We start from the raw sequence: 23260 nt of genomic DNA on the forward strand, positions 1-23260 counted from the left end.
GCAGAACCGGGCCGACCGCTCAGCGAGACGGCGCGACCCGCAGAACCGGGGCCATCGCCGCCGCCCAAAGCGCCAGCAGGGCCAGCATCGCGAAGGACACCCGCAATCCGAAAAGCTCGGCGACAAAACCCACCACCGGCGGGCCGAGCAGCATGCCGCTGTAACCCACGGTGGCAACGCTGGCGATGGCCGGTCCCGGCGGCAGGTCCGGGTCGTTCGCCGCACGAGAGAAGACAAGCGGCATGATCAGCGCATAGCCGATTCCGACAAGCGCAAAGCCGAACAACGCCCAGGACAGCCCCGGCGCGAAGATGACGATCACCAGACCGAGGCAGGCCATCAGCCCGCTCATCCGGGTCACACCGACGGGGCCCAGCCATTGCACCAGCAGCCCGCCCGCCAGACGCGTCAGCACCATGGTCGCGCTGAACGCCGCATAGCCGAGCGCAGCCTGCGCTTCGCTGACCTGAACGACACGCTGAAGGAAGACGGCGCTCCAATCGGCCATGCCGCCTTCCCCCATCGAGATCGCCAGGGCGACCAGCCCGACCAGCAAAAGCGGCCCCTTCGGCAGCGCGAACAGCTTCCGCTCGGCATGGCTGGCGGCAGGGATGGGCGGCGTCGCATCCCGTTCGGGCCACATCAGCCGCAAGGCAATGGCACCACCAATGCCCGCCATCAGCAGGAAATGCGCGGCGGGCGCCAGCCCCAGCTTCACGGCGATATAGCCACTGGCCGCGCCAAGACCGGCACCCAGGCTGAACATGGCGTGAAAGATCGACATGGTCGGACGCGCCATGCGCGTCTCGACTTTCGCCGCCCAACCGTTCATGGCGACATCCATCGAACCATGCATCGCCCCAAAGACGAACAGCGCCATCCCCAACAGAATGACCGATGGCGCCAGCGACAGCGCCACCAGGGCCGGGCAATAAATGATGGCGCAAAGCACCGTCATCCGCGCGGCACCCAACCGTTCGCTGAGACCGCCGGCAAACGGGAACGAGGTGATGGCACCGCCGGCCAGGCCCAGAAGCAGGAAACCAAGCGTCGCCTGCGAGAGCGCGAACTCCTCCTTGAAGCTGGGGATGCGCGAGGCCCAGACGCCGAACAGAAAGCCGTTCAGGGTAAACGCAGCCGTAACCGCGCACCAGCCGCTGTCCGACCAAAGGGCGCGAGAGGGCTGGCGAATCGATTGGTCAGACATAATGCTCCCACCTCTCCGGGGCCGGCGGGCCGCGGAGACATCCTGAAATTGCCTCAATATGGTATGACCTGCCCTAACCCGCCAAAGGCTTCAATATCCCGGCAAGGGCGCCATCAAAAAAAAGCGCCCGCACAAGGCGGGCGCAAGTCATGAGGCAGGTTTCATACAGGCAAGAAACCTATCGAGCAGTGACTCATGTATAGGCGAAACCGCGCGTGAGTCCAAGGCTGTTGTTTGTCACGGTAAACTCGCTCGGCTAGTCTGAGCTTTGAAATAACTGGCATTTGCCACAAGCAACCCGGGGTCGAGATGCGAATCTTCAAAAAACCTAACAAATCCGCGATCACGGGGCATTTTCTTGCCGCCCTGCTCGTCGTTTCGACTGTTGCCGCGATGCCGCGCGCAACCCTTGCCGAACCGTCGCATGGCATTGCAATGTATGGCGAACCTGCCCTGCCCGCGGACTTCACAAGCCTGCCCTATGCGAATCCCGAGGCCCCGAAAGGCGGCACGATTCGCCTGGCCGAATCGGGCTCTTACGATTCGCTGAAGCCGTGGGTCCTGCGCGGCAGCCCGGCCTGGCCCGTCTTCACCATGCCCGGCGTGCTGGCCGAAACGCTGATGCTGCGCTCGCTCGACGAGCCTTTCACCCTTTACGGCCTGCTGGCAGAATCGGTCGAAACCGATCCCGAACGGAGCTGGGTCGAATTCACCCTGCGCCCCGAGGCCAAATTCTCGGACGGATCGCCGGTCACGGTCGAGGATGTGATGTGGTCCTACGAGACGCTCGGCACCCAGGGTCATCCGCGCTATCGCTCGGCCTGGACGAAGGTCGAGAAGATGGAACAGACCGGCCCGAACAAGGTCCGCTTCACCTTCAACACCGAAGACCGCGAACTGGCGCTGCTGATGGGGATGCGCCCGATCCTGAAAAAGGCGCAATGGGAGGGCAAGGATTTCAGCCAATCGGGGATGGAGGTGCCGATCGGATCCGGCCCCTATGTGATTTCCGCCGCCGATCCCGGTCGCAGCCTGACCTTCACCCGCAATCCCGACTGGTGGGGCAAGGATCTGGCCGTCAATCAGGGCCTGCATAATTTCGACAGCGTGATCTACGACTATTACGGCGACAACAACGCCATGTTCGAATCCTTCAAGGCCGGCGAAATCGATGTCTGGCGCGAACTGGACCCCGCGCGTTGGGCCAGCGAGTTCAACTTCCCCCGCGCCACCTCGGGCGAGATCGTGACTTCGGAAATCCCCAACCAGCGACCCTCGGGGATCATGGGGCTGGTGATGAACACCCGCAACCCGATCTTCGCCGACTGGCGCGTGCGTCAGGCCATGATCGAGGCCTTCAACTGGCAGTTCATCAATACCGCGCTGTCGGGCGGGGCCGAGACGCGCATCACCTCGTATTTCGCCAATTCCGATCTTGCCATGACACCGGGCACACCCGCCGAGGGCCGTGAACTGGACCTGCTGGAGCCATTCGCGGGTGAGCTTCCTCCGGACACGATCGAGGGCTACAGCCTGCCCGAAGGTTCTGAGCAGCCGACCGACCGCCGCGCCATGCGGCGTGGGTTGAAGCTGCTGGAAGAGGCCGGCTGGACGGTTCAGAACGGCACCCTGTCCGATGCGGGGGGTCGCCCCTTCGCCTTCGAGATCCTGCTGAACCAGTCCGGCGCGGCGATGACAAGCGCCTCGGAGATGCGGGAAATCGCCCAGATCTTCAGCGAGGCGCTGCGCCAATACGGCATCCAGGTCACCGTCACCATGCTGGACAGTGCCCAATATGTCGAACGCACCAACAATTACGAATTCGACATGACCTGGTATGACCGCGCGCTGTCGCTGTCGCCCGGGAATGAGCAGATGCTCTATTGGGGCCGCGCCGGTGTGACCGAACCCGGCACGAGAAACTGGATGGGCATGGATTCCCCCGCCGCCGAGGCGATGATCGCCGAGATGCTGACCGCCGCCTCGCCCGAGGATTATCGGGCCGCGGTCCATGCGCTCGACCGGATCCTGACCGCCGGGCGCTATGTGATCCCCGCCGGTTACTCGCCGATCAGCCGCCTCGCCCACGATTCCGCGCTGAAATTCCCCGCCGAGATCCCGGTCTATGGCGATTATCCCGGCTTCCTGCCAGAGACATGGTGGCGGGAAGATGGCGCGAATTAGGGAACCGGGTGGCCGGGGCCGGTGTTGCGCCAGAAGGACCGCGATCCGGCCCCTGTTATCAAGGAGTTGCAAATGAAGTGGCACCATGTCGCCGGCAACTGGCCGGCTTTTTACGAGGCGATCATCGAACGCTGGCCGGATGTGGACGAGGCCGAACTGGACGAGATCGACGGCGATCAGCGCGGCTTCCTGCGCTATATCGCCGAGATCGAGGGGCTGGAGCCCGAAGAAGCCCGCGAGGAGGTTCGCGAATGGCTGGCCGGCGAGATTCCCGCCGATGTCGTCATGGATGAAAGCCACGACAATATCTCGATCCGCAACTCGGCCAAATATGTCGGCGAGGGCGAGGACGAATATGACGACGACGCCCGTTTCGGCGATGACGACGAAGATGGCGAAACCGGCTGATCCGTCGGGTTTCGCCCTCCGTTCTCAGGCCTGAGCGGCGATCCTGACCAGATGATTGTCCCAGGCGAGCGGGTGACGCGCCAGCAGGCGCAGCCCGTCCGGGTCCGCCGCCCAGACCGCACCGCCGCCATCGGTCAGCGCGAAACTGTCCGCATCGCGCGCCGCCGCCCCGCAGATATCGGCCCGCCTCAGGCTGGCCAGATGCGCCCCATCCAGATCGTGAATCATCGCAATCCCGCCCACCGGAGAGGTGATGGCGATCATCCCCCCGGTCGCCGCGACCGAACCGGCATAGCCCTTCATCGCATAGGCCTCGCTCTCCGGCACGGGATGGGCGACCAGATCCCCCTCGACCGGTGCAATGCCCAGAAGCGGCACCGGATCGGACGGGTCGCCCTGCCACTGCATCGCGAAGGCCACGCCATCGGGCAAAAGCGCCAGATGCCGGATCGAGTCCTGCGCCAGATCGGGCCCGAAGGCACGCACCGAAACCGCCGCCCCCTCGCCATCCAGAACGGTCAGGTTTGGCTGCATCCGGTCCAGGTTCAGCGGCGTGCGATCCTCGGGATCGGTCTCGATCCCGCCATTCGCGATCACCAGATTGCCATCTGCCATCAACCGCAGCTCATGCGGGCCGATGCCCTGGCTGTCCCATTCGCCAAGCCGTCGATAGCCGGCGCGCACGTCCCAGACTCCGACCCGCCCGGCGGACCCCTCGGCCACGACTTCCGAGGTATAAAGCCGCGTCCCATCGGCCGAGAACGCGCCATGCCCGTTGAACTGCCGCCCTTGCGGCGGGCTGAGGCGGTGGCTGACATGGCCGTCGCGACAATCGACGACCAGCCCGAATGTGCCAGGCCGGCGCGCAAAAGCCACGACTTCGGCGCGATAAGGATGGGCGGCAGCGGCATGGCCGCGATCCGGCAGGGGCACCGCGAAGGTGATGCCGCCAGCGGCGTCGAGGCCGTGAAGCGCATGGCTGTCATCCGGCAACCTGCCCGCCGCGACCCATTCCGGCGCCCCGACCGCCGCCCAGCCCCGGATCGGCAGGATCGCGGCGGCTGCCAGCCCCTTCAGCAAGGTCCTGCGGTTAGCCATCAGTCGCCATCCTTGGAATTGAACCCGACGCTCAGCCCGAGCGCCTCGCCGATATCGCTTTCTACCGCCAGCTTGGCCGACCAGACCGCGCGTTCGACCGCCAGGGCGCGCTTGCGCCCGTCAGGATCTGAGACGCCCTCGAAAACCGGATCATCCAGCGCCTCGGCCTCGGCAATCGCCTTGTCAAACGCCGCCCGCGCCTTTTGCGCCTCGGGGCGCAAGGCCATGGCCAGATCGCGCATCCCCTGCAGCGACAGGGCGACATTGCGCAGGCTGCGACCCGCCGCGCGGGCCTCGGCGGCGTCCGGGCGCGGCTTTTCGGGGGTGCCGATGGGGCGTCCCAGCCGCACCTCAGCGAGATGATCGAGCCCGGTAACAAGTTGGGTATAAAGCGCCTGCCGCGCCTCGACCGGCGCCAGATATCGGCTGTTCTCTGGCGCGCCCGCCGTGGTCAGACTGCCCTCGAAATCGGGCCAATCCGCCGCGATCTCCGCCGCTGTCCGGGCCAGGTCCGTCGCCGTCGCACGGCGCATCCGGCACAGCACATCCTCATCGCCCTCGACGCCGGGCTGATAAAGCAGGCGCTCCATCCCCGACAATCCGCGCGCCGCGACCGAGACCGTCGCGAAAGCCTCGGGATCGTCAATCACCGGCGCATTGGCGTCGATCAGCGCCTGTTGCGCCCGCTGGCCCGAGGATTTCTTGTCGGGCCAGAAGCTGACGGCAAGCGCGCGCCCGCCCTGTTCGACCGGGCCAAGCTGAAAATAATCGATCGAGGCCCAGGCATCCCAGGCCGCCTGATAAGGCGCCTGCAAGGCCGCGGCCGAACAATCCGCCTGCGCCGCCTGGTCGAGCGCGGTCGCAGCTTCGGCAAAATGCCGATAGGCCGGCCCGATGACATCGCGCGCCGCCTGATCGACATCGGCGCTGGCTGCAGTTCCTGTCAGGACGCAGAAGGCGCATAGCGTTACGGTTTTAAATCTCATGGGCATTCTCCGCTGCCTTGACGGGCTGGCAAACCGGGCTGGCCGTTTTGATTGCAGTCCGGGTCCGCAGTGGGTCCCGGCTTCTTGACGGGATCGGATTGGCAGATTTGGTGCCGGCGTTCAACTGCCGCCGGCATTCCGCTGCGTTACATGCACGAACGACCCGCTTTGGGCAAAGCCCTGCATCCGCAATCGCGGCAAGGCAGGTTCACCCTTCCGCCCAACGCGGCGCAACCGTCTCAAACCGGAGCAATACCGAAAACGAAAAGGCCGGCGCAAACAGCGCCGGCCTTTTCAGCATGGGTTCGCTGCCGATCAATCCTCCGACAGAACGTCCGATTCGCTGTCGGTCACGTCGAATTCCAACCCGTGGCTGGCACGGATCTTGTCCTCGATCTCCAAGGCCATGGCCGGGTTGTCCTTCAGGAACTGCTTGGCATTCTCGCGGCCCTGGCCGATCCGTTCGTCGCCATAGGAATACCAGGCACCGGATTTCTCGACCACGCCGGCCTTGACGCCAAGATCGATCAATTCGCCCCGCTTCGAGATGCCTTCGCCATACATGATGTCGAACTCGACCTGCCGGAAGGGCGGCGCGACCTTGTTCTTCACCACCTTGACGCGGGTGCTGTTGCCGACCACCTCGTCACGATCCTTGATCGAGCCGATGCGGCGGATATCCAGACGCACCGAGGCGTAGAATTTCAGCGCATTGCCGCCCGAGGTCGTCTCGGGGCTGCCGAACATCACGCCGATCTTCATGCGGATCTGGTTGATGAAGATCACCATGCAGTTGCTACGCCCGATCGAGGCGGTCAGCTTGCGCATCGCCTGGCTCATCAGACGGGCCTGGGCACCGACCTGATGGTCGCCCATATCGCCCTCGATCTCGGATTTCGGGGTCAGCGCCGCGACCGAATCGACCACCACCATGCTGACCGCGCCCGAGCGTACCAGCGTATCGACGATTTCCAGCGCCTGCTCGCCCGTATCGGGCTGCGAGATCAGCAATTCGTCCAGATTGACGCCCAGCTTGCGGGCGTAATGCGGATCCAGCGCATGTTCGGCGTCGACAAAGGCGCAGACGCCGCCCTTTTTCTGCTCTTCCGCGATGCAATGCAGCGTCAGCGTGGTCTTGCCCGAGCTTTCCGGGCCATAGATCTCAACGATGCGCCCCTTGGGCAAACCGCCGATGCCAAGCGCGATATCCAGCCCCAGAGAGCCGGTCGAGGTCGCCTCGATCTCGGTCACCGGATTGTCGGCACCCAGCTTCATGATCGAGCCCTTGCCGAACTGCCGTTCGATCTGCGCCAGTGCGCTGTCGAGCGCCTTCTGCTTGTCGGCCGATTTCTTGTCCATTTCCGTATCGCTCATCCTGCCTACTCCCAGCCCTTATGTCAGACCCACCACCCCTGCTCAATCGGCGCGGCATTATGTTCCATAAATGTTCTCATACGCCAGCACCGCCATTCAGGCAAGCACCTTACGCCAAGGCCTAGCAGGATTTTCTTAACCAAAGGTTTACACCCGAGAGCCGAGGGCTTAGTTCCGCCCCGAGCTACGGGAGGCAACGACATGCTGATTTTCTGGGATCAGAGGCTGGTGTTCCTGGCAACCCCCAAAGCCGGATCGACCGCAGTAGAGGTGGCGCTTGAGCCCCTCGCGAGCCTGGCCGTGCAGCGCCCGCATGCGATGAAACATGTCAATGCGACGCAGTTCCGCCATCATCTGCAGCCCTGGTTGCGCGAGATCGCTGCGGAAGATTTCACCACCGTCGCACTTATGCGCGAACCCGTAGAATGGCTTCGCAGCTGGTATCGATTCGAGCTGCGCGACAGCGACGCCGATCAGTTGCCGGATTTCGAGCATTTCACCCGCCGTTACCTGAGCGAGCCTGGCGCCGTGACCAACGGGATCGGCACACAATCCGCATTCCTGGGCGGCGAGACACCGGTTGACCGGATCTTCCGTTACGAGGATATCGACGCCTTTACGGCCTTTCTCGACGACCGGCTCGGTTGCGAAATCGTGCTGCCACGGGTCAACGTTCCCCCCGCAGCTGATGTGACCCTCTCCCCGGCCACCGAAGCCCAGTTGCGCGAAACGCTGCGTCAGGACATCCTGCTATACGAAAGTCTCAGCTAGGCGGCACGGTTCAGTTCACCGGCCACGGCTGCGATCAGGTCGCTCAGCGAGAATGGCTTTTGCAGAAATGATGCGCCCTCGACCGGGTTGCGACCGTCCTCGAAGACATCTTCGGTATAGCCGGACATGAAAATCACCCTCGTGCCCGGCCGGTCCTTGAGCGCCTGACGCACCCAGCTGACACCATCCAGTCCGGGCATCACCACATCTGACACGATCAGCTCGATCTGAAGGCGGTTATCGGTCAAGAGGGACAGCGCCTGCTCTCCCGAACTGGCTTCGGTCACCTTGTAGCCACGCAACTTCAACGCCCGGCTTGCGAATGCGCGAACCGGCTCTTCGTCCTCGACAAGAAGGACATGCTGCATTTGCCCGGCATTGGCTGTCGCCTCAGGCAGGGGCAGCGCGACATCGTCCATTGGCTGTTCGCTGCCCGAATGGACCGGAAGAAAGATGGTGAATGCCGTCCCGACCCCGACGGTACTCTCGCAAAGAATATAGCCCCCGGTCTGCTTGACGATGCCATAGGCGGTCGACAGGCCCAGCCCGGTGCCTTCGCCGATGCGCTTCGTGGTAAAGAAGGGCTCGAAAATCTTGCCCTGCAATTCGGGCGCAATGCCGCAGCCCTGGTCGGCGACGGTGACCTGGACATAGCGGCCAGCGGGAACTGCGAAACGGCCCTGGTGGAGCGGCTTCTCCAGGTCGAGATTCTGCGTAGAGATGTCAATGCAACCACCATCTGGCATGGCATCGCGGGCATTCACGACAAGGTTCATGATCACCTGCTCGATCTTGCTGCGATCCGCGCGCACCGTTTCAAGGCCGGGATCATGTCGAAAGTCGAGCGTGATCTTCTCTCCCACCAGCCGGTTCAACAGATGCGACAGGTCCGAAATGGCCTCTCGCATGTCAAGCAGTTGCGGCTTCAGCGTCTGCTTGCGTGAGAAGGCAAGCAGATGACTGACCAGATTGGCGGCACGATTGGCATTCTGGCTGATCTGGTCAAGATCTGCGTAATCGGGATCGCCCTTGTCATGGCGCAGCATGAGCAGGTCGCAATGACCGCTGATCGCTGTCAGCAGATTGTTGAAATCATGTGCAATTCCACCAGCCAGTTGACCGATGGCCTGCATCTTCTGGCTTTGGACGAATTGCGCCTCCAGCGTCTTCAACGCGCGCGCATCCGAGAGGACGGCGATCAACGTGCCCTCTGTCCCCTCTTCCGGGTGAAGCGAGATCTGGATGAAGCGGTCCGGCCCTGCCTTTGGCGCGCGCAGCACTTCGGGCGGAAGGGGCTGGCGCGATTGCTTGGCTTCTGCCAACCAGCCCTCAAACGGTCGGCCCAAGCCATCAAGCAGTTTCGAGACATGTTGCCCCGAAGCGCCATCGCCACAATAGGACCATGCCGCCCGGTTCGCCTTCAGGATCACGCCATCGCCGGACAGGCGCAAGATCGCGACAGGCAGCTTGTCGTAATCCATCGGATCCGGAATTTGTGCGGACTGGCACGACACGAAATGAAGATGCACCACCTTCGAACCGACGCGTTCAGCCCGAAAGGCATTCCCATTCTGCAGCGGAATCTCATACTTGCCGTGCCGCAATGTTCGGGTCAGCAACCGGTCAGCCTCCCCTTCCGCATCGGCGATATGGCTGGACAGAACATGTGCGAGCGGCCGTCCCACAAAATCCCCGCGGATTTCCTGCGCGGCGGCTGATTGCGCCAGAATCAGCCCGGCAGAATCGACCGCCCATTCGGGGTTTCGCGCGGCATCCAGCGCCGGTTGCAGCCGTGACAGTTGCCGCCGCCGCATGAGTCCTTCGCGCGCATGGGCCAGTGCAAGGCCGCCGCCCAGAAAATACCAGCCGACCAGCGCCGTCGCGACGCCCATCGACAGCGCAGCACCCGGATTGGGTCGGAGCCCCGCCGCATGTAGCCAGATCTCGCCGATCAAAAGCGGCAGCACCAGAACCGGCACCCAAAGCCCGATGTGCTTGGGCAACCGCTTCAACAGCTTCTTCATGAGGGCATTCCAAACTGTTTTCACGAGGAATAGCCGTGCCGCCTTAAAGAACCGTTAATGGGGGCCAATGCGTCGCAGCAGCGACAGATAGAACCCATCAGAGCCCTGCGGGGCGAGCCATTTGCGCTCGAACTCCTGCGAAAATCCGGCATTCTCGCGCATAAAATCAGCGATCTGGCCCGCATTCTCCTGCGCCAGCAGCGAGCAGGTCATATAGGCGAGATGCCCGCCCGGGCGCACCATCGGCGCGACCTCACGCAGAATCCCGGCCTGCGTCCTGATCAGCCGGTCCAGCCCGGCCGGGTCGAGACGCCATTTCGCATCCGGCGTCCGCCGCCAGGTTCCCGAGCCGGAGCAGGGCACATCGACCACCACCAGATCGTAATCCCGCCCCAACTGCCCCTGTGAGGCTATCGCAATCTCGACGCCCGCCCGGACCGCGCGGGCCGGCAAATCGGCCATGCGCGCCGGGGCCGCGTCATGCGCCGTCAGCGCAATCTCGGCGCGCGCGGCAAGCGCCAGCGACTTGCCGCCACCACCGGCGCAGTAATCCAGCACCCGCGCGCCCGCCTGCAATGGCAGCGCCGCGCAGGCCAGTTGCGGCGAGAGATCCTGCAACTCGACCTTGCCCTCGCGATAGGCGGTGGATCCAGCGATCCGGCGCTCGCCCGCGACCACACGCAATGCGGTGGGCAGATCGGGCGTGGCCTCGGTCTCGATCCCGTCGCGGGTCAGTTCGGCGCGGACCTCATCCGGGGTTGCGCGGCGCGGGTTCACGCGCAGCCAGACCGGCGCGCGCGACCGCATCGCCTCGGCCGCCGTGCGCGCATCGGGGCCGAGCGAGGCCTGCCAGTCGGGCCAGATCCAGTCCGGCAGATCGCTCAGCGCATCCGCCGCCTCGGGGCTGGCACCTGCCGCGCGTTCTTCGGCCAGAAGCGGCGGCGGGGCGTGGCGCTGACCGGTGAAGACCTCATCCGGGTCCTCGCCGCGCAGGCGCAGAAGCCCGATCATCAGCCCGCGCCCGCTCAGGCCGCCGCCGAGTGCGGCCAGACTGTCGCGGCGGCGCAGGGCCTCGAAGACCAGATCGCGAATGGCGGCACGGTCGCCCGATCCGGCAAAGCGGCTGGCCCTCGCCCAGCCGAGCAGCGCAGGCTCTGCCGGTTGCCCGGCAAGAATGGCGTCGAGAATGCCGATCGCGGCGTCGATACGGGCGGCGGGGGTCATGGGAAGTCCGGTTGCAGATGGGTTCAGGCGAAGAGGCGGAGGATGCGGCGACGCTTGACACCATCGGCGGCGGGCATCTGCGTCGAGACCTCGATCCGGGGTATCACGCAGCCCTTCCGATGCGCAAGCTCGGCACATGCGGCCCGCAGCTGCGGCAGCGCCGCAGCCGGATCGGCGCCGGTCAGATGAAAGCGCAGCCGGTCGGGCGCGGTCTGGGCAAGCGCCCAGTCCCGGACCCCGGGAATGCCGAAGGCGATGCGGCGCAACGCCTCGCTGCTGATCCAGCGCATGCCATCCGGGGCCGGCAGGAAGATCGCATCGTCCAGCCGCCCCTCGATCCGAGCAATGCCGGTCGAGGCGCAACCGCAGGGGCATGGCTCCGGGTCGGGCAACAGCACGTCGTCCAGCCGATAGTTGAGCACCATCAGGCTGCGCCGCGAAAGGTCGCTGATGATCGGCAGGAAGGCCCCGGTCCCGGCGTCGATGACCTCGCGGCGGAAGGCGATATGGCCTTCGTTCAGATGCAGCCGGCCATGGCGGCAGGTCATGGCCAGCACGCCCTCGGTGCATTGATAGATGATGTCGGGGCGGATGCCGAAGGCCTGTTCCAGCCGGCTGAGATCCTGCGGCTCGGCCGGCTCGGCCCCGCACAGGACCACGCTCGGGCGCAGGCGCAGGCCCAGTGCAGCGAGCGCCTCGGCAAGCGCCAGCAGGGTCGAGGGCGGGCCGGCCAAAACGGTCGGATCGAATTCGGCGATGCCTGCGACATGGACTTCCGCCGGCAGCATCGCCCCGAAGAAGCGCAGCCGCAGCGGCCCGGCATTCAACGCGTCGTAAAGCCGGTTATCGGCGCGCAGGAACAGCGCGGTCCGCTGCGGGCGCAGGGCCGGGCGCGGCCAGAACCGCCCCGCCAGCGCCCCCGCCCAAAGCCGCCGCTCGGCCGGGCCGGTGACATAAAGGCCGCGCCGTCCCGACGTGCCGGTGGAGAACCCGGCGGCCAGCCCGTCCCGGCGCGACGGCAGGGCCGGCGCACCCGGTTCGGCGGAACGCGCCATGGCCTCGGCTTCGGCCCGGGTCAGGCCAGACGTGGTCAGCCCGTCGAATTCGGCCATCAGCCGGTCGCGATCCATGGCCGGCAGATCATGGGGATCGGCGGGATCGAGGCCCCGGTAAAACCCCGTCAACGGCAGCAGGTCACGCCGCATCCGCGCCCATTCCCGGCGCTGATGCGTCTCGATCGCCGCGCGGTCGGCGAAGCCGCCCCAGCGATGCCGGGCGAAGGCCCGGATCGCCGCCCAGATCCCGCGCTCAGGAGGTGCGGACATGCGGGTCATGCGAGACGATGATCTCGATCCCTTCCGAGGCCAGACGGCCAAGCGCCTCGAAGGTGCGGCGATAGGCGACCGGGTCGCCCAGCCGGGCTAGAATGGCGGCTGGCGGCAGCACGCCGTCGCGCAGTGCCGCACCGGAAAACGCCGCATCCGCCGCCAGCAGCACCGGCCCGCGAGAGCTGCGCGGCAGCCACAGCCCGATCTGGCCATTGCCATGCCCCGGCAGGGCGACCGAGATCATGCTGCCATCGCCCCTGAGGTCGTGGCCCGGCCCGAAACCCGCAAGCGCGGGCGGCAGGGCGCAGGTGGGTGCGGCCTCGATCTCGGTCAGCCGGCCATCCGTGACAAGCCCCTGCAATTGCCGGGCAAGCGCCATGGGCAGCGCCTCGAACAGGGCCGCGACCCGACCCGCAGCGCCCTTCCCAGGTGCAATCCGGGCCAGCTTCGCCAGCGCCTCGCGGCTGGCCAGACAGGGCGGCATCGGGTCGAGGTCGAACAGCCCGGTGACATGATCGGCATGAAGATGCGAGAAGATCACCCGCGAGACCTGCCCTACCCCCAGCCGGCGCAGCGAAACGTCAAGCTGCTGACCCGCCGGGATGCGCGACGGCACTGCCAGCCGATAGGCGAATTCCGGCAGCCGTCGGGTGATCCACGACCAGGTCCGGCCATAGCCGGTATCGAACAGGCTGACCTCATCGCCATGGTCCAGCACCGCCACAAGCGCCGGCACCACGCGCGGCACCGGGGCCGCATCGCGCCGCAGCGCCGTGCCGGGCGAGACGCAATCGCCGACGCGCAGCATCTCCAGCCGGATGGCATTGTCGCGCGGTTGGGCCGGAACCGGGACCGGACGGGGGCCGGTCGATGGCCTGCTCAGCCCCGAGAGCCCCTCCTCCAGCGAAACGCGCGGCACATAACCCAGATCGCGCCGCGCGGCCGAGATATCCAGCGTCAGCGTCAGGCCGAGTGCGGCCACCGCATGTCGGGTCAGGCGCGGCTCCTGCCCTGGATCGCGCAGGCGCTGAATCCTTTCGGTCAGGCTGGCGGCCGTGGCGGCGGCGGCATAGGGCATGAAGCGGCGCGGAACCTTGCGGCCGACAATCGGCGCCAACCGGTCGAGAAGTTCATTGACCGTCACCGATTGCCCCGAGGTGATGTTATAGGCCCGCCCACCGACCGTCGCCGCATCCGCCAGCGCGGCAAGGCGCATGGCCTGCGCGGCATCGCTGGCATGGGTCGGGTCGATAAGCGCGGTGCCGTTGCCCGGCAGGGTCAGGGGCCGGCTGTCATCCGCATCGCCCAGGGCCTTCAGCAGACGTGGCAGCAAGGCCCGGTCATGGGGCCCGTAGATCGCGCGCGGGCGCAGCACCACGGTGGTGAAATCCGCGCCGCTCGCCGCCCGCACCAGCGTTTCGGCGATGAATTTCGTCCGCGCATATTCGGTCAGGAACTGACGCGGCAGGGGTGCCTCCTCGGCCAGATCCTCGCGCGGGCGGCCATTGATATAGATGCTGGGCGTCGAGGCGAAGACGAAGCGCCGCGCCCCCGCCCTGCGCGCAGCCGCCAGAAGACGCTCGGTCGCGGTGACATTGGCGGCGTGGAATTCCGCCGCCGCGCCCCAGGCCGAGGACAGCGCGGCACAGTGAAACACCGTATCGACCCCCTGCAGCGCATCCTCGGGCAGCGGATCCGACCCCAGATCGAGGGCGTAATGGCGTGCGACCGGGGTCTCGGGCGGGGCCGGGTGGCGCGACAGGCTGCGGATGGTCCAGCCCTCGCGGGCCAGATCGGCGCAAAGCGCCTGACCCAGACAGCCGGTGGCGCCGGTGACAAGGGTAAGTGGCATGATATGTCCTTTCCCGGTCTCAGACCCGGATCAGCGCGCCGCCGACCGAGATCCCGGCCGAGGTGCCGATCAGCAGGGCCAGCTTGCCCTTCTCCATCCGCCCTGTCGTCACGGCGTGATGCAGCGCAGTCGGAATCGATGTCGCGATCTGATTGCCATGGGTGGCGAAGATATCGACGACCTGCGTCTTGCCGAAACCGATCAGGGCGCGGGCATGATCCAGCGCCTGTGCGCTTGCCTGATGGGGGATGACCACGTCGATCTGATCGCGCGCCACCCCGGCCGAGGCCAGCAGCCGCGCCAGAAACCGGGGCAGCCGCCGCGCAGCGACGCGGAAGGCCGCCTGCCCATCCATGCGAAACAGCGCATCCGCCGGCGCGATGCCGTCGTCGCGCGCCGGATTGATGCGGGTGCCGCCGGCAGCGAGCACACAGGCCTCGCGGCCCTCGGACCAGGTCTCCATCCGCAAGGCCAGAAGCCCGGCCTGACGCCCGGCCTGACGCCCGCCCGCCTCGGCTTCCGGCTGGCGGCCCAGAACCACCGCCGCCGCGCCATCGCCGAAGATCGCCGCGGCCTCCGGGTGCGACCAGTCAAGCCCGACCGAGGCGATATCGGCCGAGACGATCAGCACCCGCCGCACCTGCCCGGCCGCGATCTTCAGCGACGCCTGATCGAGCGCAGCCATGAAGGACAAGCAGGTCGCACCGATGTCATAGGCGGGAATGCCGCTCTGCTGCAGGCCAAGCTGCGCATGGACAAGCGCCGCCGTCGCCGGGATCGGCTGCTCGCCCACCCCGAAAGCGCCCAGCACCAGATCGACCTCATCCGCCGCGATCCCCGCCGCATCCAGCGCCACGCGCGCCGCCCGCGCGGCCATGACCGAGCTGGTTTCATCCGGCCCGGCCACCGCCCGGCTCTCGATCCGATAGCTCTGCGCCGTCTGGCCGGAACGCCAGCCAAGCCGGCAATCGATCTCGGCCGAGTTCAGCATTTTGCGCGGCCGATAGACGCCGGTGCCTTCGATGCGGATCGGCAGGATCGGATTGCGATCACGCGTAATTTTCTTATGCAAATCAGCGGGAAGATACATGTCCACACCTTTTCTGAACACTGTTCAATATCAGAGCTTGACGAAAACAGGCCAACCCGTCAAGTTGATTTTGAACAGCGTTCACCCCCCTTTCAGACTGCGGGAAACCCTGGCAATGGATAGCGATAACCCGGCGCAGCCCCCTGAAATGCCTGACGACAAGGCCCCTCGCACCCGCCGCTCTCGCGAGGAATTGCGTCGTCTGACGCTGGAGGCGGCAAGGGATATCATCCTTCAGGACGGTCCCGAGGCATTGACGGCGCGCCGATTGGCAAAGGCGGTGGGCTATACGCCCGGCACGATATACAACCTTTTCGATAGCCTTCCCGATGTGCTCTGGCAGGTGAACCGAACGCATTTCGCGCGGATCGCGGCATTGTTCAGCGACCTGCCCGGCGCCAATCCGCCCGACCGACTAAGGACCCTGGCCGCACGTTATCTCGATCTGGTCGAGGCAGAGCCGACCCTGTTTCGCTCGCTTTTCGAAGGGCCACGCCGGTCCGACGACTTCCCCGACTGGTATCTGAAGGCGATCGACGACCTGCTGGACATGGCGGCAAGCGAACTCATAATGATCGCGCCCGGGTTGGACAGGGACTCCGCCCGGCGCGAGGCGGCAAGCCTGTTCGCAGCCATTCAGGGCCTGGCACAGCTTCGGGCCAGCGGTCGGCTGGACCTGCTGACCGATGCCAGCGCGAAGCAGCTCGCCGATGGTCTGGTGGTCCGCTTCCTGCGCGACATAGAGCATCAGCAGGCTTGAGCGAACAATTCCACGCAAACCGCGACGCCAGCGGCATGAGCGGGGCCCTTCTGCTCGGCTCGGCGCGCTGCGGCTCGACACTGATCTCGGCCATGCTGCGCAGCCATCCCGAGGTGCTGAGCCTGTCGGAATGCTTCGCCATGATCGGCCCCCGCGCCTTTCGCCCGGCCCGTTGCGATGGCGCGAGTTTCTGGCGCGCGCTTTCCGAACCGCTTCCGGGCATGTCGCGGATCGGCAATCCCGATAACGCGCCGGACGAGTTCCTGTATCACCTGACACCCGATCCCCGGCACGATCCCTGGCGCTGCCCGCCGCTTCTGGCGATCACCTTGCCGCATCTGGAAACCAACCCCGACGCCGCCTTCGCAGACTTGCGTCCACAGCTTGCGAATCGCCCTGACGGCCCGCTTGCCGACCACTATTTGACGCTGTTTCGCGCCCTCGCCGCCCGGCAGGACCCGGCCCCGAATGTCTGGGCCGAACGCTCGGGCGGTTCGCTGGCCGCAGCCGGCACGCTGCGCAGGATGTTCCCGAAGGCGCGACTGATCGTGCTGCTGCGCGCCGGGGCCGACACGGCGCTGTCGCTGCGCGATTACCCGCCGGGCCGGCTGGCGATCTGGCTGTGGAAGCACGGGTTCGGCCTGCTCGATCCGATTTCACCGAAACGCCATCTCGGGCGCGGGGCGGTCTGGCCCTTGCTGGCCCGGGTCGGTGGCGGCCTGCCGCTTGGTGCGATCCTGCGGCACCGCCCCACGCTGCGGGATTGCGGCAGGTTCTGGTCTGCGCTGATGCAACGCGGCGAAGCGGCCCTGACAGACCATCCGATCACCACGCTGCGGCACGAAGATCTGTTGGCCGATCCATTGGCCGGCGCTCATGCGCTTGGCATGGCCGTCGCGGGCACCGCGCCAGAGCGCTGGTTACTACAGGCCCGGCAACTGCCGCAGCGCCGCCCCTCGCGTGTGGATCGGCTTTCCACCGCCGAGGCCGAAGTTCTCATCAATGCCTGCGCCCCCGGGGAAGCCGCCGCCGCACGATTGCATCAGCGCGGTTGCGCCCAACGAGACTGCTGACAAATCTTGCATTCCCGGCGACAAAACGCCCGGCCCCGCTTGTAACCTTTCCGTCGAGCAGCAATCTGTAGATCGACAGAGGATAGGACCACAGATGAAGAAGATCGACCTGCCAGAGCGCCCGGGCTGGCGCGACCGCGCCGCCGAACTGGGCTTTACCTTCGCCGATATGGGCGGAGAACCCTATTGGGACGAAAGCAGCGCCTATCGCTTCACCCTGGCCGAGGTCGAGAACGATATCGAGGACCCCTCGACCGAGTTGCACACCATGGTCCGCGAGGCCGTGGCCACAGCGCTTGCCAGCGACGAATGGCTGAGCCGGATGGACATCCCGTCCGAGCATTGGGATTTCATCGCCGACAGTTGGAAGGCGGGCGAGCCCGAGCTTTATGGCCGCATGGATCTGGCCTATGACGGCAATGGTCCGGCAAAGCTGCTGGAATACAACGCCGACACACCGACCTCGCTTTACGAATCCGCCTCGTTCCAGTGGCTCTGGCTGGAGGATCAGCAGCGCCTCGGCGTGCTTTCGCCCGGGACCGACCAGTTCAACGCCATCCACGAAGCACTCGCCACCCGTTGGGCCGAGATCGCCGCGCCCGGCACCGATATCCATTTTGCCGCCGACAAGCAGAACCCCGAGGATTACGCCACCGTCGAAGCCCTCGGCTGGGCCGCGCGCGAGGCCGATCTGGGCGCGCATTTCACCGATCTGGCCGGGATCGGCCTGACCGAAGAAGGCCAGTTCGCCGATGACGAGAACCGGGTGATCGGCACGCTGTTCAAGCTTTATCCGTGGGAGGACATGCTCCGCGACGATTTCGCACAGCATCTCGCCTCGTCGCAGACCCGCTTTATCGAACCGCCCTGGAAGGCGGTGGTCTCGAACAAGGCGATCCTGCCGCTGCTGTGGCAGATGTTCCCCGGCCATCCGAACCTGCTGCCGGCCTTTTTCGAGGCGGATGTGGCCGAGGCCATGCGCGGTGGCACCCCCGCCCCCCGCATCGCAAAGGCCTTCGAGGCGGCGCGCGACGCCCTGCGCGCGGGCCATGTGTCAAAACCGATCTTCTCGCGCGAGGGGGCGGGCGTCGTCATCCATCAGCAGGGCAGAGAGGTTGAGCGCGCGCCCGATGACAGCTATGACCACCATGTCCGCATCGTTCAGGCACTGGCGCCGCTGCCCGATTTCGGCGGTTTCTACCCGGTGGTCGGCGCCTGGATCGTGGGCGAGGCCTGTGTCGGCATGGGCCTGCGCGAGGATGCCTCGCGCATCACGCATAACCTGTCGCGCTTCAAGCCGCATTACATCGAGGGCTGACCATGACCAGACCGACCCGCAAACGCTCTCGCCATGTGGCGCTGTTCCTGGCCGGTTCTGCCGTGCTGACCCTTGCCGCCTGCGAGGAGGAAAAGACCGACGCCGCCGCCTTCCCCGACCTGCAAAGCTGCGTGGCCGAGGCACAGAAGGGCTCGCTCTTCTTCACCGAGGCGGATTGCCAGACCCAATTCGCCCAGGCCGAACAGACCCATCTGGAAACCGCGCCGCGCTACGATTCCAAGCAGCTTTGCGAACAGGAACACGGCGTCGGAAATTGCGAAACCGACCCGTCGGTGCAGAATCAGTCCGGCGGCGGTTCGATCTTCATGCCGATGCTGATGGGCTACATGATCGGCTCGATGCTGGGCGGCGGGCGCGGGGTGATGTCGCAGCCGATGGTGCGCACCGCGCAGGGCGGCTTTGCCACCCCGGACGGCAAGCAGACTTTCGCCAACAATCGCGGCACCGGGAAAGTGTCGGGCTCGACCTTCACTAAGGGTCCCTCGACCATCGGCAAGGCCCCGATGACGCCCGCGCAGGTCAGCCAGCGCGGCGGCTTCGGCGCCTCATCGACCGCGCGCAGCGGCAGCCGCAGCTATGGCGGCTGACGCGCACTGAATCTTGGCCGCCGCAAGGCGGCATCCGCTGCCCAAAGCCCAAAAATGAAAAACGGCGCCCGAAGGCGCCGTCTTCCGAAACTCTTAAGGCTGGATCAGACCGCGCCCTTGATGAAGCCCACGGCGTCGCCGAAGGTCTGGATGGTTTCGGCGGCGTCGTCCGGGATCTCGATGCCGAACTCTTCCTCGAAGGCCATGACCAGCTCGACCGTGTCGAGGCTGTCCGCACCCAGATCGTCGATGAACGAAGCGGTCTCGACCACCTTGTCCTCGTCAACGCCGAGATGCTCGACAACGATTTTCTTCACGCGATCAGCGATATCGCTCATGTCTTATCCTCATGTTCGCGGGCATCAGCCCAAGGTTTGCGGCCATGCCGCGATGCCGGGGTCAGCCCCCGCGCCTCATCACGGGATATAGCAGCGGATCACGCCCATGCAACCGCTTTTGCCGCGTTTTCGGTTCCGAGAGACCTGTAGATGGACAGGTTCAGAGCATCGCCATGCCGCCATTCACATGCAGCGTGGCCCCGGTGACATAGCCTGATTCGGGTGAGGAGAGATACAGCACCGCTGCCGCAATATCCTCGGGCGTGCCCATCTTGCCGGCGGGAATCTGGGTCAGGATCTTGCCCTTCTGTTCCTCGTTCAGCTTGTCGGTCATGGCGGTGGCGATGAAACCGGGGGCAACGCAGTTCACGGTAATGCCTCGGCTCGCGACCTCGTAGGCCAGCGATTTCGACATGCCGACCAGCCCGGCCTTGGCGGCGGCATAGTTGCCCTGCCCCGGATTGCCGGTCGCGCCGACGACGCTTGTGATATTGACGATCCGACCCCAACGCGCCTTCATCATCCCGCGCAGCACCGCCCGGCACAGCCGGAAGGAGGAGGTCAGGTTCACGTCGATCACCTGCGCCCATTCCTCGTCCGACATGCGCATGAACAGATTGTCGCGGGTGATCCCGGCATTGTTGACCAGAATGTCGATCCCGCCTATCGCCTCGGCCGCGGCTTTCGGCAGCGCCTCGACGGCCTCCGCATCGCCCAGATTCGCGGTCACGACATGGGCGCGCTCGCCCAGCTTCGCGGCCAGTTCGGCCAGCGGCGCCTCGCGCGTGCCGGACAACGCCACCGTGGCACCGGCGGCGTGCAGCGCCTCGGCGACGCCGCCACCGATGCCACCCGAGGCACCGGTGATCAGCGCGCATTTCCCTGTCAGATCAAACATATGTCTCTCCTGTCTCGAAAGAGGCGGCTTCCAGCGCCGCCCGGCAGTGAATTTCGACCGTATCGAAGACCGGTGCGGGGACGTTGCCGGCATTCAGCAGCAGCCCGACCTCGGTGCAGCCGAGGATGACGCAATCCGCACCTTCGGCGACCAGCTTCGCGGCAATCTCCTCATAGGTCCGGCGACTGGTGTCGTTCACCTCGTCGCGAACCAGCTCGTCGAAGATGATGCGATGGATCTCGGCCCGGTCGGCCTCTCCCGGGATCACCGGATCGAGGCCCGCCGCCTCCAGCCGTTCGCGGTAGAAGCGACGCTCCATCGTATAGGCGGTGGCGATCAGGCCGGGGCGCTTCAGCCCGGCGGCGGCGATGGCATCGGCTGTCGCATCGGCGATGTGGATCAGCGGCAGATCGGTGGCGGCCGCGACCTGATCGGCCACAAGATGCATGGTATTCGCGGCGATGACGATCAGCCCCGCACCTGCCCGTTCCAGCCCCTGTGCAGCCTCGGCCAGCACGGCGCCCGCGCCCTGCCAGTCATCGTCCTTTTGCATCTGAGCAATAGGCGCGAAATCGACCGAATGGAGCAGGATCCGGGCCGAGTGCAGCCCGCCCATGCGTTCCGCCGCCATCCGGTTCAGCGTGGCATAGTAATGGGCCGTCGAGACCCAGGACATGCCGCCGAGAATCCCGATCGGTCGCATCAGGCGCCCTTGAGGGCGGCAATGTCCGCAGGCGTTCCGATGGCGCGGGTGGTGGCGTCCTTGCTGATCCGCTTGATCATGCCCGACAACGCCTTGCCGGCCCCGATTTCCCAGAATTCGGTGACGCCCGCGCCGGACAGGAACTCGATGGATTCGCGCCAGCGCACCGATCCGGTGACCTGTTCGACCAGCAGGATGCGGATGGCGCCGGGCTCGATCACCGGCTCGGCGCGGACATTGGCGATCACCGGCACCGCCGGGGCCTGGATCTCGACCGCCGCCAGCGCATCGGCCATGGCCGCCGCCGCCGGCTGCATCAGGACCGAGTGGAACGGCGCCGAGACCGGCAGCATCAGCGCCCGCTTGGCGCCGCGTTCCTTGGCCAGTGCCGCCGCGCGTTCCACGGCGTCCTTGTGGCCGGAAATCACCACCTGCGCGGGGTCGTTGTCATTGGCGGCCTGGCAGACCTCGTCGCCCGAGGCCTCGCGGGCGATCTCGTCCACGGTGGCGAAATCGAGGCCGAGGATCGCGGCCATGGCACCGATGCCCACCGGCACCGCGTCCTGCATGGCCTGCCCGCGCAGGCGCAGAAGCCGCGCGGTATCCGAAAGGCTGAGCGCGCCGGATGCGCAGAGCGCCGAATATTCGCCAAGCGAATGGCCGGCGACGTAATCGGCGTCATTGATGCCGAACCCCTCGGCCTCAAGCGCCCGGAACGCGGCCATGGAGCAGGCCATGAGCGCCGGCTGGGCATTGCGGGTCAGGGTCAGTTCCTCGATCTCGCCATCCCAGATCAGTTTCGAGAGATCTTCGCCAAGTGCTTCATCTACCTCGTGAAAAACGTCCATCGCTGCCGGGTAGGCTTCGGCCAGTTCGCGGCCCATGCCGATGGTCTGGGCGCCCTGGCCGGGAAAAACGAATGCACGCATGATCTTGTCCCCTCTGACGTTTCAACCGTCCTAACCCGGCGGAAGGGGCGCGGCAATGTCAAAGGGGCGCGGACCCATCGGCCCGCGCCCCCTTGGAAGACCCGCAAGCAGGATCAGCCGACCAGTTCGAGGCCGGAGAAGAAGAAGGCGATCTCGCGCGCGGCCGATTCCGGGCTGTCGGAGCCGTGGACCGAGTTCTCGCCCTTGGACAGCGCGAAGTCCTTGCGGATGGTGCCGGCGGCGGCCTCGGCCGGATCGGTGGCGCCCATCACTTCGCGGTTCTTCAGAATTGCGCCTTTACCTTCAAGGACTTGCACGACGACAGGCTCGGAGGCCATGTACTCGACCAGCTCGCCATAGAAGGGGCGTTCGGCGTGTTCGGCATAGAAGGCACCGGCCTGGGCGGGCGAGAGATGGATGCGCTTCGAGGCGACGACGCGCAGGCCCGCATCCTCGAATTTGGCGACGATCTTGCCGGTCAGATTGCGCTTGGTGGCGTCGGGTTTGATGATGGAAAGCGTGCGCTCGGTAGCCATGGGAATACTCCGTCAAAGGGCGCGGGCGGTCCCGCGCGGACATTATGGGCGGCTGGTATCACGGGTGGGTTGGGTTGAAAAGCCGTGTCATCGGCGCCCGAAACGGGGCGTCATATCGCGTCGGCTTTGCGTGCATATCCTGTACATACCGCGTCGATACGTTTTTCGCGGCGCGCGGCGCGGGTCGGCGCGGGTCGTGGAGGCCGCCTCGCTCCGGGGTGACGGCGACCCCGCCGGTCCCGATGAGGTCGCGCGCCGAGAGGATGAGGGCGAGGGTGAAGTGCCGCACGTCCGGCCCGTCGATGGAGCGACGGAGGTGCCCCGGCGGCATGTCTTGATACCTCTCCACGCAGGTGAAGCAGTTTGCAGCCGCAGCGGGGGGGCGTCGGAGTGGGTCGGTCCTCTCCGGACATTTAGGCCAGTTGCTGGTGCCGCGCCGCAGTTTCGACGGGCTGGACATTCATGCCTTGCGCAGCATCGTGGAGTGTCAGAGTGTCGAGAGTGTCAGATCTTCTGTGTATGAGCGATCCGGTCCATGCTTCTTCGAAAGG

General features: G+C 65.9%; 22 protein-coding genes. 7 read left to right on the forward strand and 15 right to left on the reverse strand.

Annotated elements, in window-relative coordinates:
* Nucleotides 1–19: 19 nt before the first annotated feature.
* Nucleotides 20–1207 carry an MFS transporter gene (locus Q0330_RS15820; protein WP_299481577.1) on the reverse strand — a complete coding sequence of 396 codons (1188 nt, stop codon included), beginning with the start codon at nucleotides 1205–1207 and terminating at the stop codon, nucleotides 20–22.
* Nucleotides 1208–1516: 309 nt separating this feature from the next.
* Between Q0330_RS15820 and Q0330_RS15825 the strand changes: the two genes are divergently transcribed.
* The gene (locus tag Q0330_RS15825; protein ID WP_299481580.1) at nucleotides 1517–3391 is read left to right on the forward strand and encodes an extracellular solute-binding protein; all 1875 of its coding nucleotides are present in this window, start codon (nucleotides 1517–1519) and stop codon (nucleotides 3389–3391) included.
* A gap of 72 nt (nucleotides 3392–3463) precedes the next feature.
* A complete protein-coding gene (locus tag Q0330_RS15830) occupies nucleotides 3464–3799 on the forward strand; it encodes a hypothetical protein (RefSeq protein ID WP_299481582.1) in 336 nt (111 codons plus the stop codon).
* Between the two features lie 24 nt (nucleotides 3800–3823).
* Here the strand turns inward: Q0330_RS15830 and Q0330_RS15835 are convergent, their stop codons facing one another.
* From Q0330_RS15835 to recA, 3 genes are all read right to left on the reverse strand, one after another.
* Nucleotides 3824–4897 (reverse strand): DUF1513 domain-containing protein, encoded by a 1074-nt coding sequence (locus Q0330_RS15835; RefSeq protein ID WP_299481585.1) that lies wholly within the window; start codon nucleotides 4895–4897, stop codon nucleotides 3824–3826.
* Nucleotides 4897–5883 (reverse strand): imelysin family protein, encoded by a 987-nt coding sequence (locus tag Q0330_RS15840; protein WP_299481588.1) that lies wholly within the window; start codon nucleotides 5881–5883, stop codon nucleotides 4897–4899. The genes Q0330_RS15835 and Q0330_RS15840 overlap by 1 nt, the downstream gene beginning before the upstream one ends.
* A 315-nt stretch (nucleotides 5884–6198) precedes the next feature.
* Nucleotides 6199–7257 (reverse strand): recombinase RecA, encoded by a 1059-nt coding sequence (recA, locus tag Q0330_RS15845; RefSeq protein ID WP_299481591.1) that lies wholly within the window; start codon nucleotides 7255–7257, stop codon nucleotides 6199–6201.
* A gap of 201 nt (nucleotides 7258–7458) precedes the next feature.
* Between recA and Q0330_RS15850 the strand changes: the two genes are divergently transcribed.
* Nucleotides 7459–8028 (forward strand): hypothetical protein, encoded by a 570-nt coding sequence (locus Q0330_RS15850; protein WP_299481594.1) that lies wholly within the window; start codon nucleotides 7459–7461, stop codon nucleotides 8026–8028.
* Here Q0330_RS15850 and Q0330_RS15855 read toward each other — a convergent pair.
* The 5 genes from Q0330_RS15855 to Q0330_RS15875 are packed head-to-tail and all read right to left on the reverse strand — an operon-like array spanning nucleotide 8025 to nucleotide 15546.
* Nucleotides 8025–10052 carry a PAS domain-containing sensor histidine kinase gene (locus tag Q0330_RS15855; RefSeq protein ID WP_299481596.1) on the reverse strand — a complete coding sequence of 676 codons (2028 nt, stop codon included), beginning with the start codon at nucleotides 10050–10052 and terminating at the stop codon, nucleotides 8025–8027. The genes Q0330_RS15850 and Q0330_RS15855 overlap by 4 nt on opposite strands.
* A gap of 54 nt (nucleotides 10053–10106) precedes the next feature.
* Nucleotides 10107–11276 carry an RsmB/NOP family class I SAM-dependent RNA methyltransferase gene (locus Q0330_RS15860; protein WP_299481599.1) on the reverse strand — a complete coding sequence of 390 codons (1170 nt, stop codon included), beginning with the start codon at nucleotides 11274–11276 and terminating at the stop codon, nucleotides 10107–10109.
* 23 nt (nucleotides 11277–11299) lie between these two features.
* On the reverse strand, nucleotides 11300–12610 hold the full coding sequence (locus Q0330_RS15865; RefSeq protein WP_299481602.1) for a F390 synthetase-related protein: 1311 nt from the start codon (nucleotides 12608–12610) through the stop codon (nucleotides 11300–11302).
* Nucleotides 12585–14456: an NAD-dependent epimerase/dehydratase family protein gene (locus Q0330_RS15870; protein WP_299481605.1), complete on the reverse strand. Its 1872-nt coding sequence runs from the start codon at nucleotides 14454–14456 to the stop codon at nucleotides 12585–12587. Before Q0330_RS15870 ends, Q0330_RS15865 begins: the two co-directional genes overlap by 26 nt.
* A 19-nt stretch (nucleotides 14457–14475) precedes the next feature.
* On the reverse strand, nucleotides 14476–15546 hold the full coding sequence (locus Q0330_RS15875; protein ID WP_299481608.1) for a 3-oxoacyl-[acyl-carrier-protein] synthase III C-terminal domain-containing protein: 1071 nt from the start codon (nucleotides 15544–15546) through the stop codon (nucleotides 14476–14478).
* A gap of 148 nt (nucleotides 15547–15694) precedes the next feature.
* Here Q0330_RS15875 and Q0330_RS15880 point away from each other — a divergent pair, with 148 nt between their 5' ends.
* The gene (locus tag Q0330_RS15880) at nucleotides 15695–16306 is read left to right on the forward strand and encodes a TetR/AcrR family transcriptional regulator (protein WP_299481611.1); all 612 of its coding nucleotides are present in this window, start codon (nucleotides 15695–15697) and stop codon (nucleotides 16304–16306) included.
* On the opposite strand, the gene Q0330_RS19245 is transcribed toward Q0330_RS15880, so the two are convergent.
* Nucleotides 16294–16938, reverse strand: coding sequence for a DUF6545 domain-containing protein (locus Q0330_RS19245; RefSeq protein WP_366518339.1), 645 nt, complete (start codon nucleotides 16936–16938; stop codon nucleotides 16294–16296). The genes Q0330_RS15880 and Q0330_RS19245 overlap by 13 nt on opposite strands.
* On the opposite strand from Q0330_RS19245, the gene Q0330_RS19250 reads away from it, so the two are divergent.
* The 3 genes from Q0330_RS19250 to Q0330_RS15895 all read left to right on the forward strand — a co-directional run bounded on the left by Q0330_RS19250 (nucleotide 16855) and on the right by Q0330_RS15895 (nucleotide 19305).
* On the forward strand, nucleotides 16855–17379 hold the full coding sequence (locus Q0330_RS19250) for a hypothetical protein (protein WP_366518340.1): 525 nt from the start codon (nucleotides 16855–16857) through the stop codon (nucleotides 17377–17379). The two genes, Q0330_RS19245 and Q0330_RS19250, sit on opposite strands and share 84 nt — an antisense overlap.
* A gap of 94 nt (nucleotides 17380–17473) precedes the next feature.
* The gene (locus Q0330_RS15890) at nucleotides 17474–18697 is read left to right on the forward strand and encodes a glutathionylspermidine synthase family protein (protein WP_299481617.1); all 1224 of its coding nucleotides are present in this window, start codon (nucleotides 17474–17476) and stop codon (nucleotides 18695–18697) included.
* 2 nt (nucleotides 18698–18699) lie between these two features.
* Nucleotides 18700–19305 (forward strand): DUF1190 domain-containing protein, encoded by a 606-nt coding sequence (locus tag Q0330_RS15895; RefSeq protein ID WP_299481620.1) that lies wholly within the window; start codon nucleotides 18700–18702, stop codon nucleotides 19303–19305.
* A gap of 104 nt (nucleotides 19306–19409) precedes the next feature.
* On the opposite strand, the gene Q0330_RS15900 is transcribed toward Q0330_RS15895, so the two are convergent.
* The 5 genes from Q0330_RS15900 to ndk form a co-directional block, all read right to left on the reverse strand.
* Nucleotides 19410–19643: an acyl carrier protein gene (locus tag Q0330_RS15900; protein ID WP_299481624.1), complete on the reverse strand. Its 234-nt coding sequence runs from the start codon at nucleotides 19641–19643 to the stop codon at nucleotides 19410–19412.
* Nucleotides 19644–19803: 160 nt separating this feature from the next.
* Nucleotides 19804–20541 (reverse strand): 3-oxoacyl-ACP reductase FabG, encoded by a 738-nt coding sequence (fabG, locus tag Q0330_RS15905; RefSeq protein ID WP_299481627.1) that lies wholly within the window; start codon nucleotides 20539–20541, stop codon nucleotides 19804–19806.
* The gene (locus Q0330_RS15910) at nucleotides 20534–21244 is read right to left on the reverse strand and encodes an aspartate/glutamate racemase family protein (RefSeq protein ID WP_299481630.1); all 711 of its coding nucleotides are present in this window, start codon (nucleotides 21242–21244) and stop codon (nucleotides 20534–20536) included. The genes fabG and Q0330_RS15910 overlap by 8 nt, the downstream gene beginning before the upstream one ends.
* Entirely contained in the window at nucleotides 21244–22176 is a 933-nt protein-coding gene (gene fabD / locus Q0330_RS15915; protein WP_299481663.1) for an ACP S-malonyltransferase, read from the reverse strand. Before fabD ends, Q0330_RS15910 begins: the two co-directional genes overlap by 1 nt.
* Nucleotides 22177–22286: 110 nt before the next feature.
* Complete coding sequence (gene ndk / locus Q0330_RS15920; protein WP_299481633.1) at nucleotides 22287–22709, reverse strand: nucleoside-diphosphate kinase; 423 nt, start codon at nucleotides 22707–22709, stop codon at nucleotides 22287–22289.
* Between the last annotated feature and the right edge of the window lie 551 nt (nucleotides 22710–23260).

It is taken from the genome of uncultured Paracoccus sp. (assembly GCF_937873615.1).
Classification (GTDB): domain Bacteria; phylum Pseudomonadota; class Alphaproteobacteria; order Rhodobacterales; family Rhodobacteraceae; genus Paracoccus.

Excerpts from the sequence above, each read along its gene's own strand:
- Q0330_RS15820 (WP_299481577.1), bottom strand. The coding sequence starts at position 1,207 with ATGTCTGACCAATCGATTCGCCAGCCCTCTCGCGCCCTTTGGTCGGAC.
- Q0330_RS15825 (WP_299481580.1), top strand. The coding sequence starts at position 1,517 with ATGCGAATCTTCAAAAAACCTAACAAATCCGCGATCACGGGGCATTTT.
- Q0330_RS15830 (WP_299481582.1), top strand. The coding sequence starts at position 3,464 with ATGAAGTGGCACCATGTCGCCGGCAACTGGCCGGCTTTTTACGAGGCG.
- Q0330_RS15835 (WP_299481585.1), bottom strand. The coding sequence starts at position 4,897 with ATGGCTAACCGCAGGACCTTGCTGAAGGGGCTGGCAGCCGCCGCGATC.
- Q0330_RS15840 (WP_299481588.1), bottom strand. The coding sequence starts at position 5,883 with ATGAGATTTAAAACCGTAACGCTATGCGCCTTCTGCGTCCTGACAGGA.
- recA (WP_299481591.1), bottom strand. The coding sequence starts at position 7,257 with ATGAGCGATACGGAAATGGACAAGAAATCGGCCGACAAGCAGAAGGCG.
- Q0330_RS15850 (WP_299481594.1), top strand. The coding sequence starts at position 7,459 with ATGCTGATTTTCTGGGATCAGAGGCTGGTGTTCCTGGCAACCCCCAAA.
- Q0330_RS15855 (WP_299481596.1), bottom strand. The coding sequence starts at position 10,052 with ATGAAGAAGCTGTTGAAGCGGTTGCCCAAGCACATCGGGCTTTGGGTG.
- Q0330_RS15860 (WP_299481599.1), bottom strand. The coding sequence starts at position 11,276 with ATGACCCCCGCCGCCCGTATCGACGCCGCGATCGGCATTCTCGACGCC.
- Q0330_RS15865 (WP_299481602.1), bottom strand. The coding sequence starts at position 12,610 with ATGACCCGCATGTCCGCACCTCCTGAGCGCGGGATCTGGGCGGCGATC.
- Q0330_RS15870 (WP_299481605.1), bottom strand. The coding sequence starts at position 14,456 with ATGCCACTTACCCTTGTCACCGGCGCCACCGGCTGTCTGGGTCAGGCG.
- Q0330_RS15875 (WP_299481608.1), bottom strand. The coding sequence starts at position 15,546 with ATGTATCTTCCCGCTGATTTGCATAAGAAAATTACGCGTGATCGCAAT.
- Q0330_RS15880 (WP_299481611.1), top strand. The coding sequence starts at position 15,695 with ATGCCTGACGACAAGGCCCCTCGCACCCGCCGCTCTCGCGAGGAATTG.
- Q0330_RS15890 (WP_299481617.1), top strand. The coding sequence starts at position 17,474 with ATGAAGAAGATCGACCTGCCAGAGCGCCCGGGCTGGCGCGACCGCGCC.
- Q0330_RS15895 (WP_299481620.1), top strand. The coding sequence starts at position 18,700 with ATGACCAGACCGACCCGCAAACGCTCTCGCCATGTGGCGCTGTTCCTG.
- Q0330_RS15900 (WP_299481624.1), bottom strand. The coding sequence starts at position 19,643 with ATGAGCGATATCGCTGATCGCGTGAAGAAAATCGTTGTCGAGCATCTC.
- fabG (WP_299481627.1), bottom strand. The coding sequence starts at position 20,541 with ATGTTTGATCTGACAGGGAAATGCGCGCTGATCACCGGTGCCTCGGGT.
- Q0330_RS15910 (WP_299481630.1), bottom strand. The coding sequence starts at position 21,244 with ATGCGACCGATCGGGATTCTCGGCGGCATGTCCTGGGTCTCGACGGCC.
- ndk (WP_299481633.1), bottom strand. The coding sequence starts at position 22,709 with ATGGCTACCGAGCGCACGCTTTCCATCATCAAACCCGACGCCACCAAG.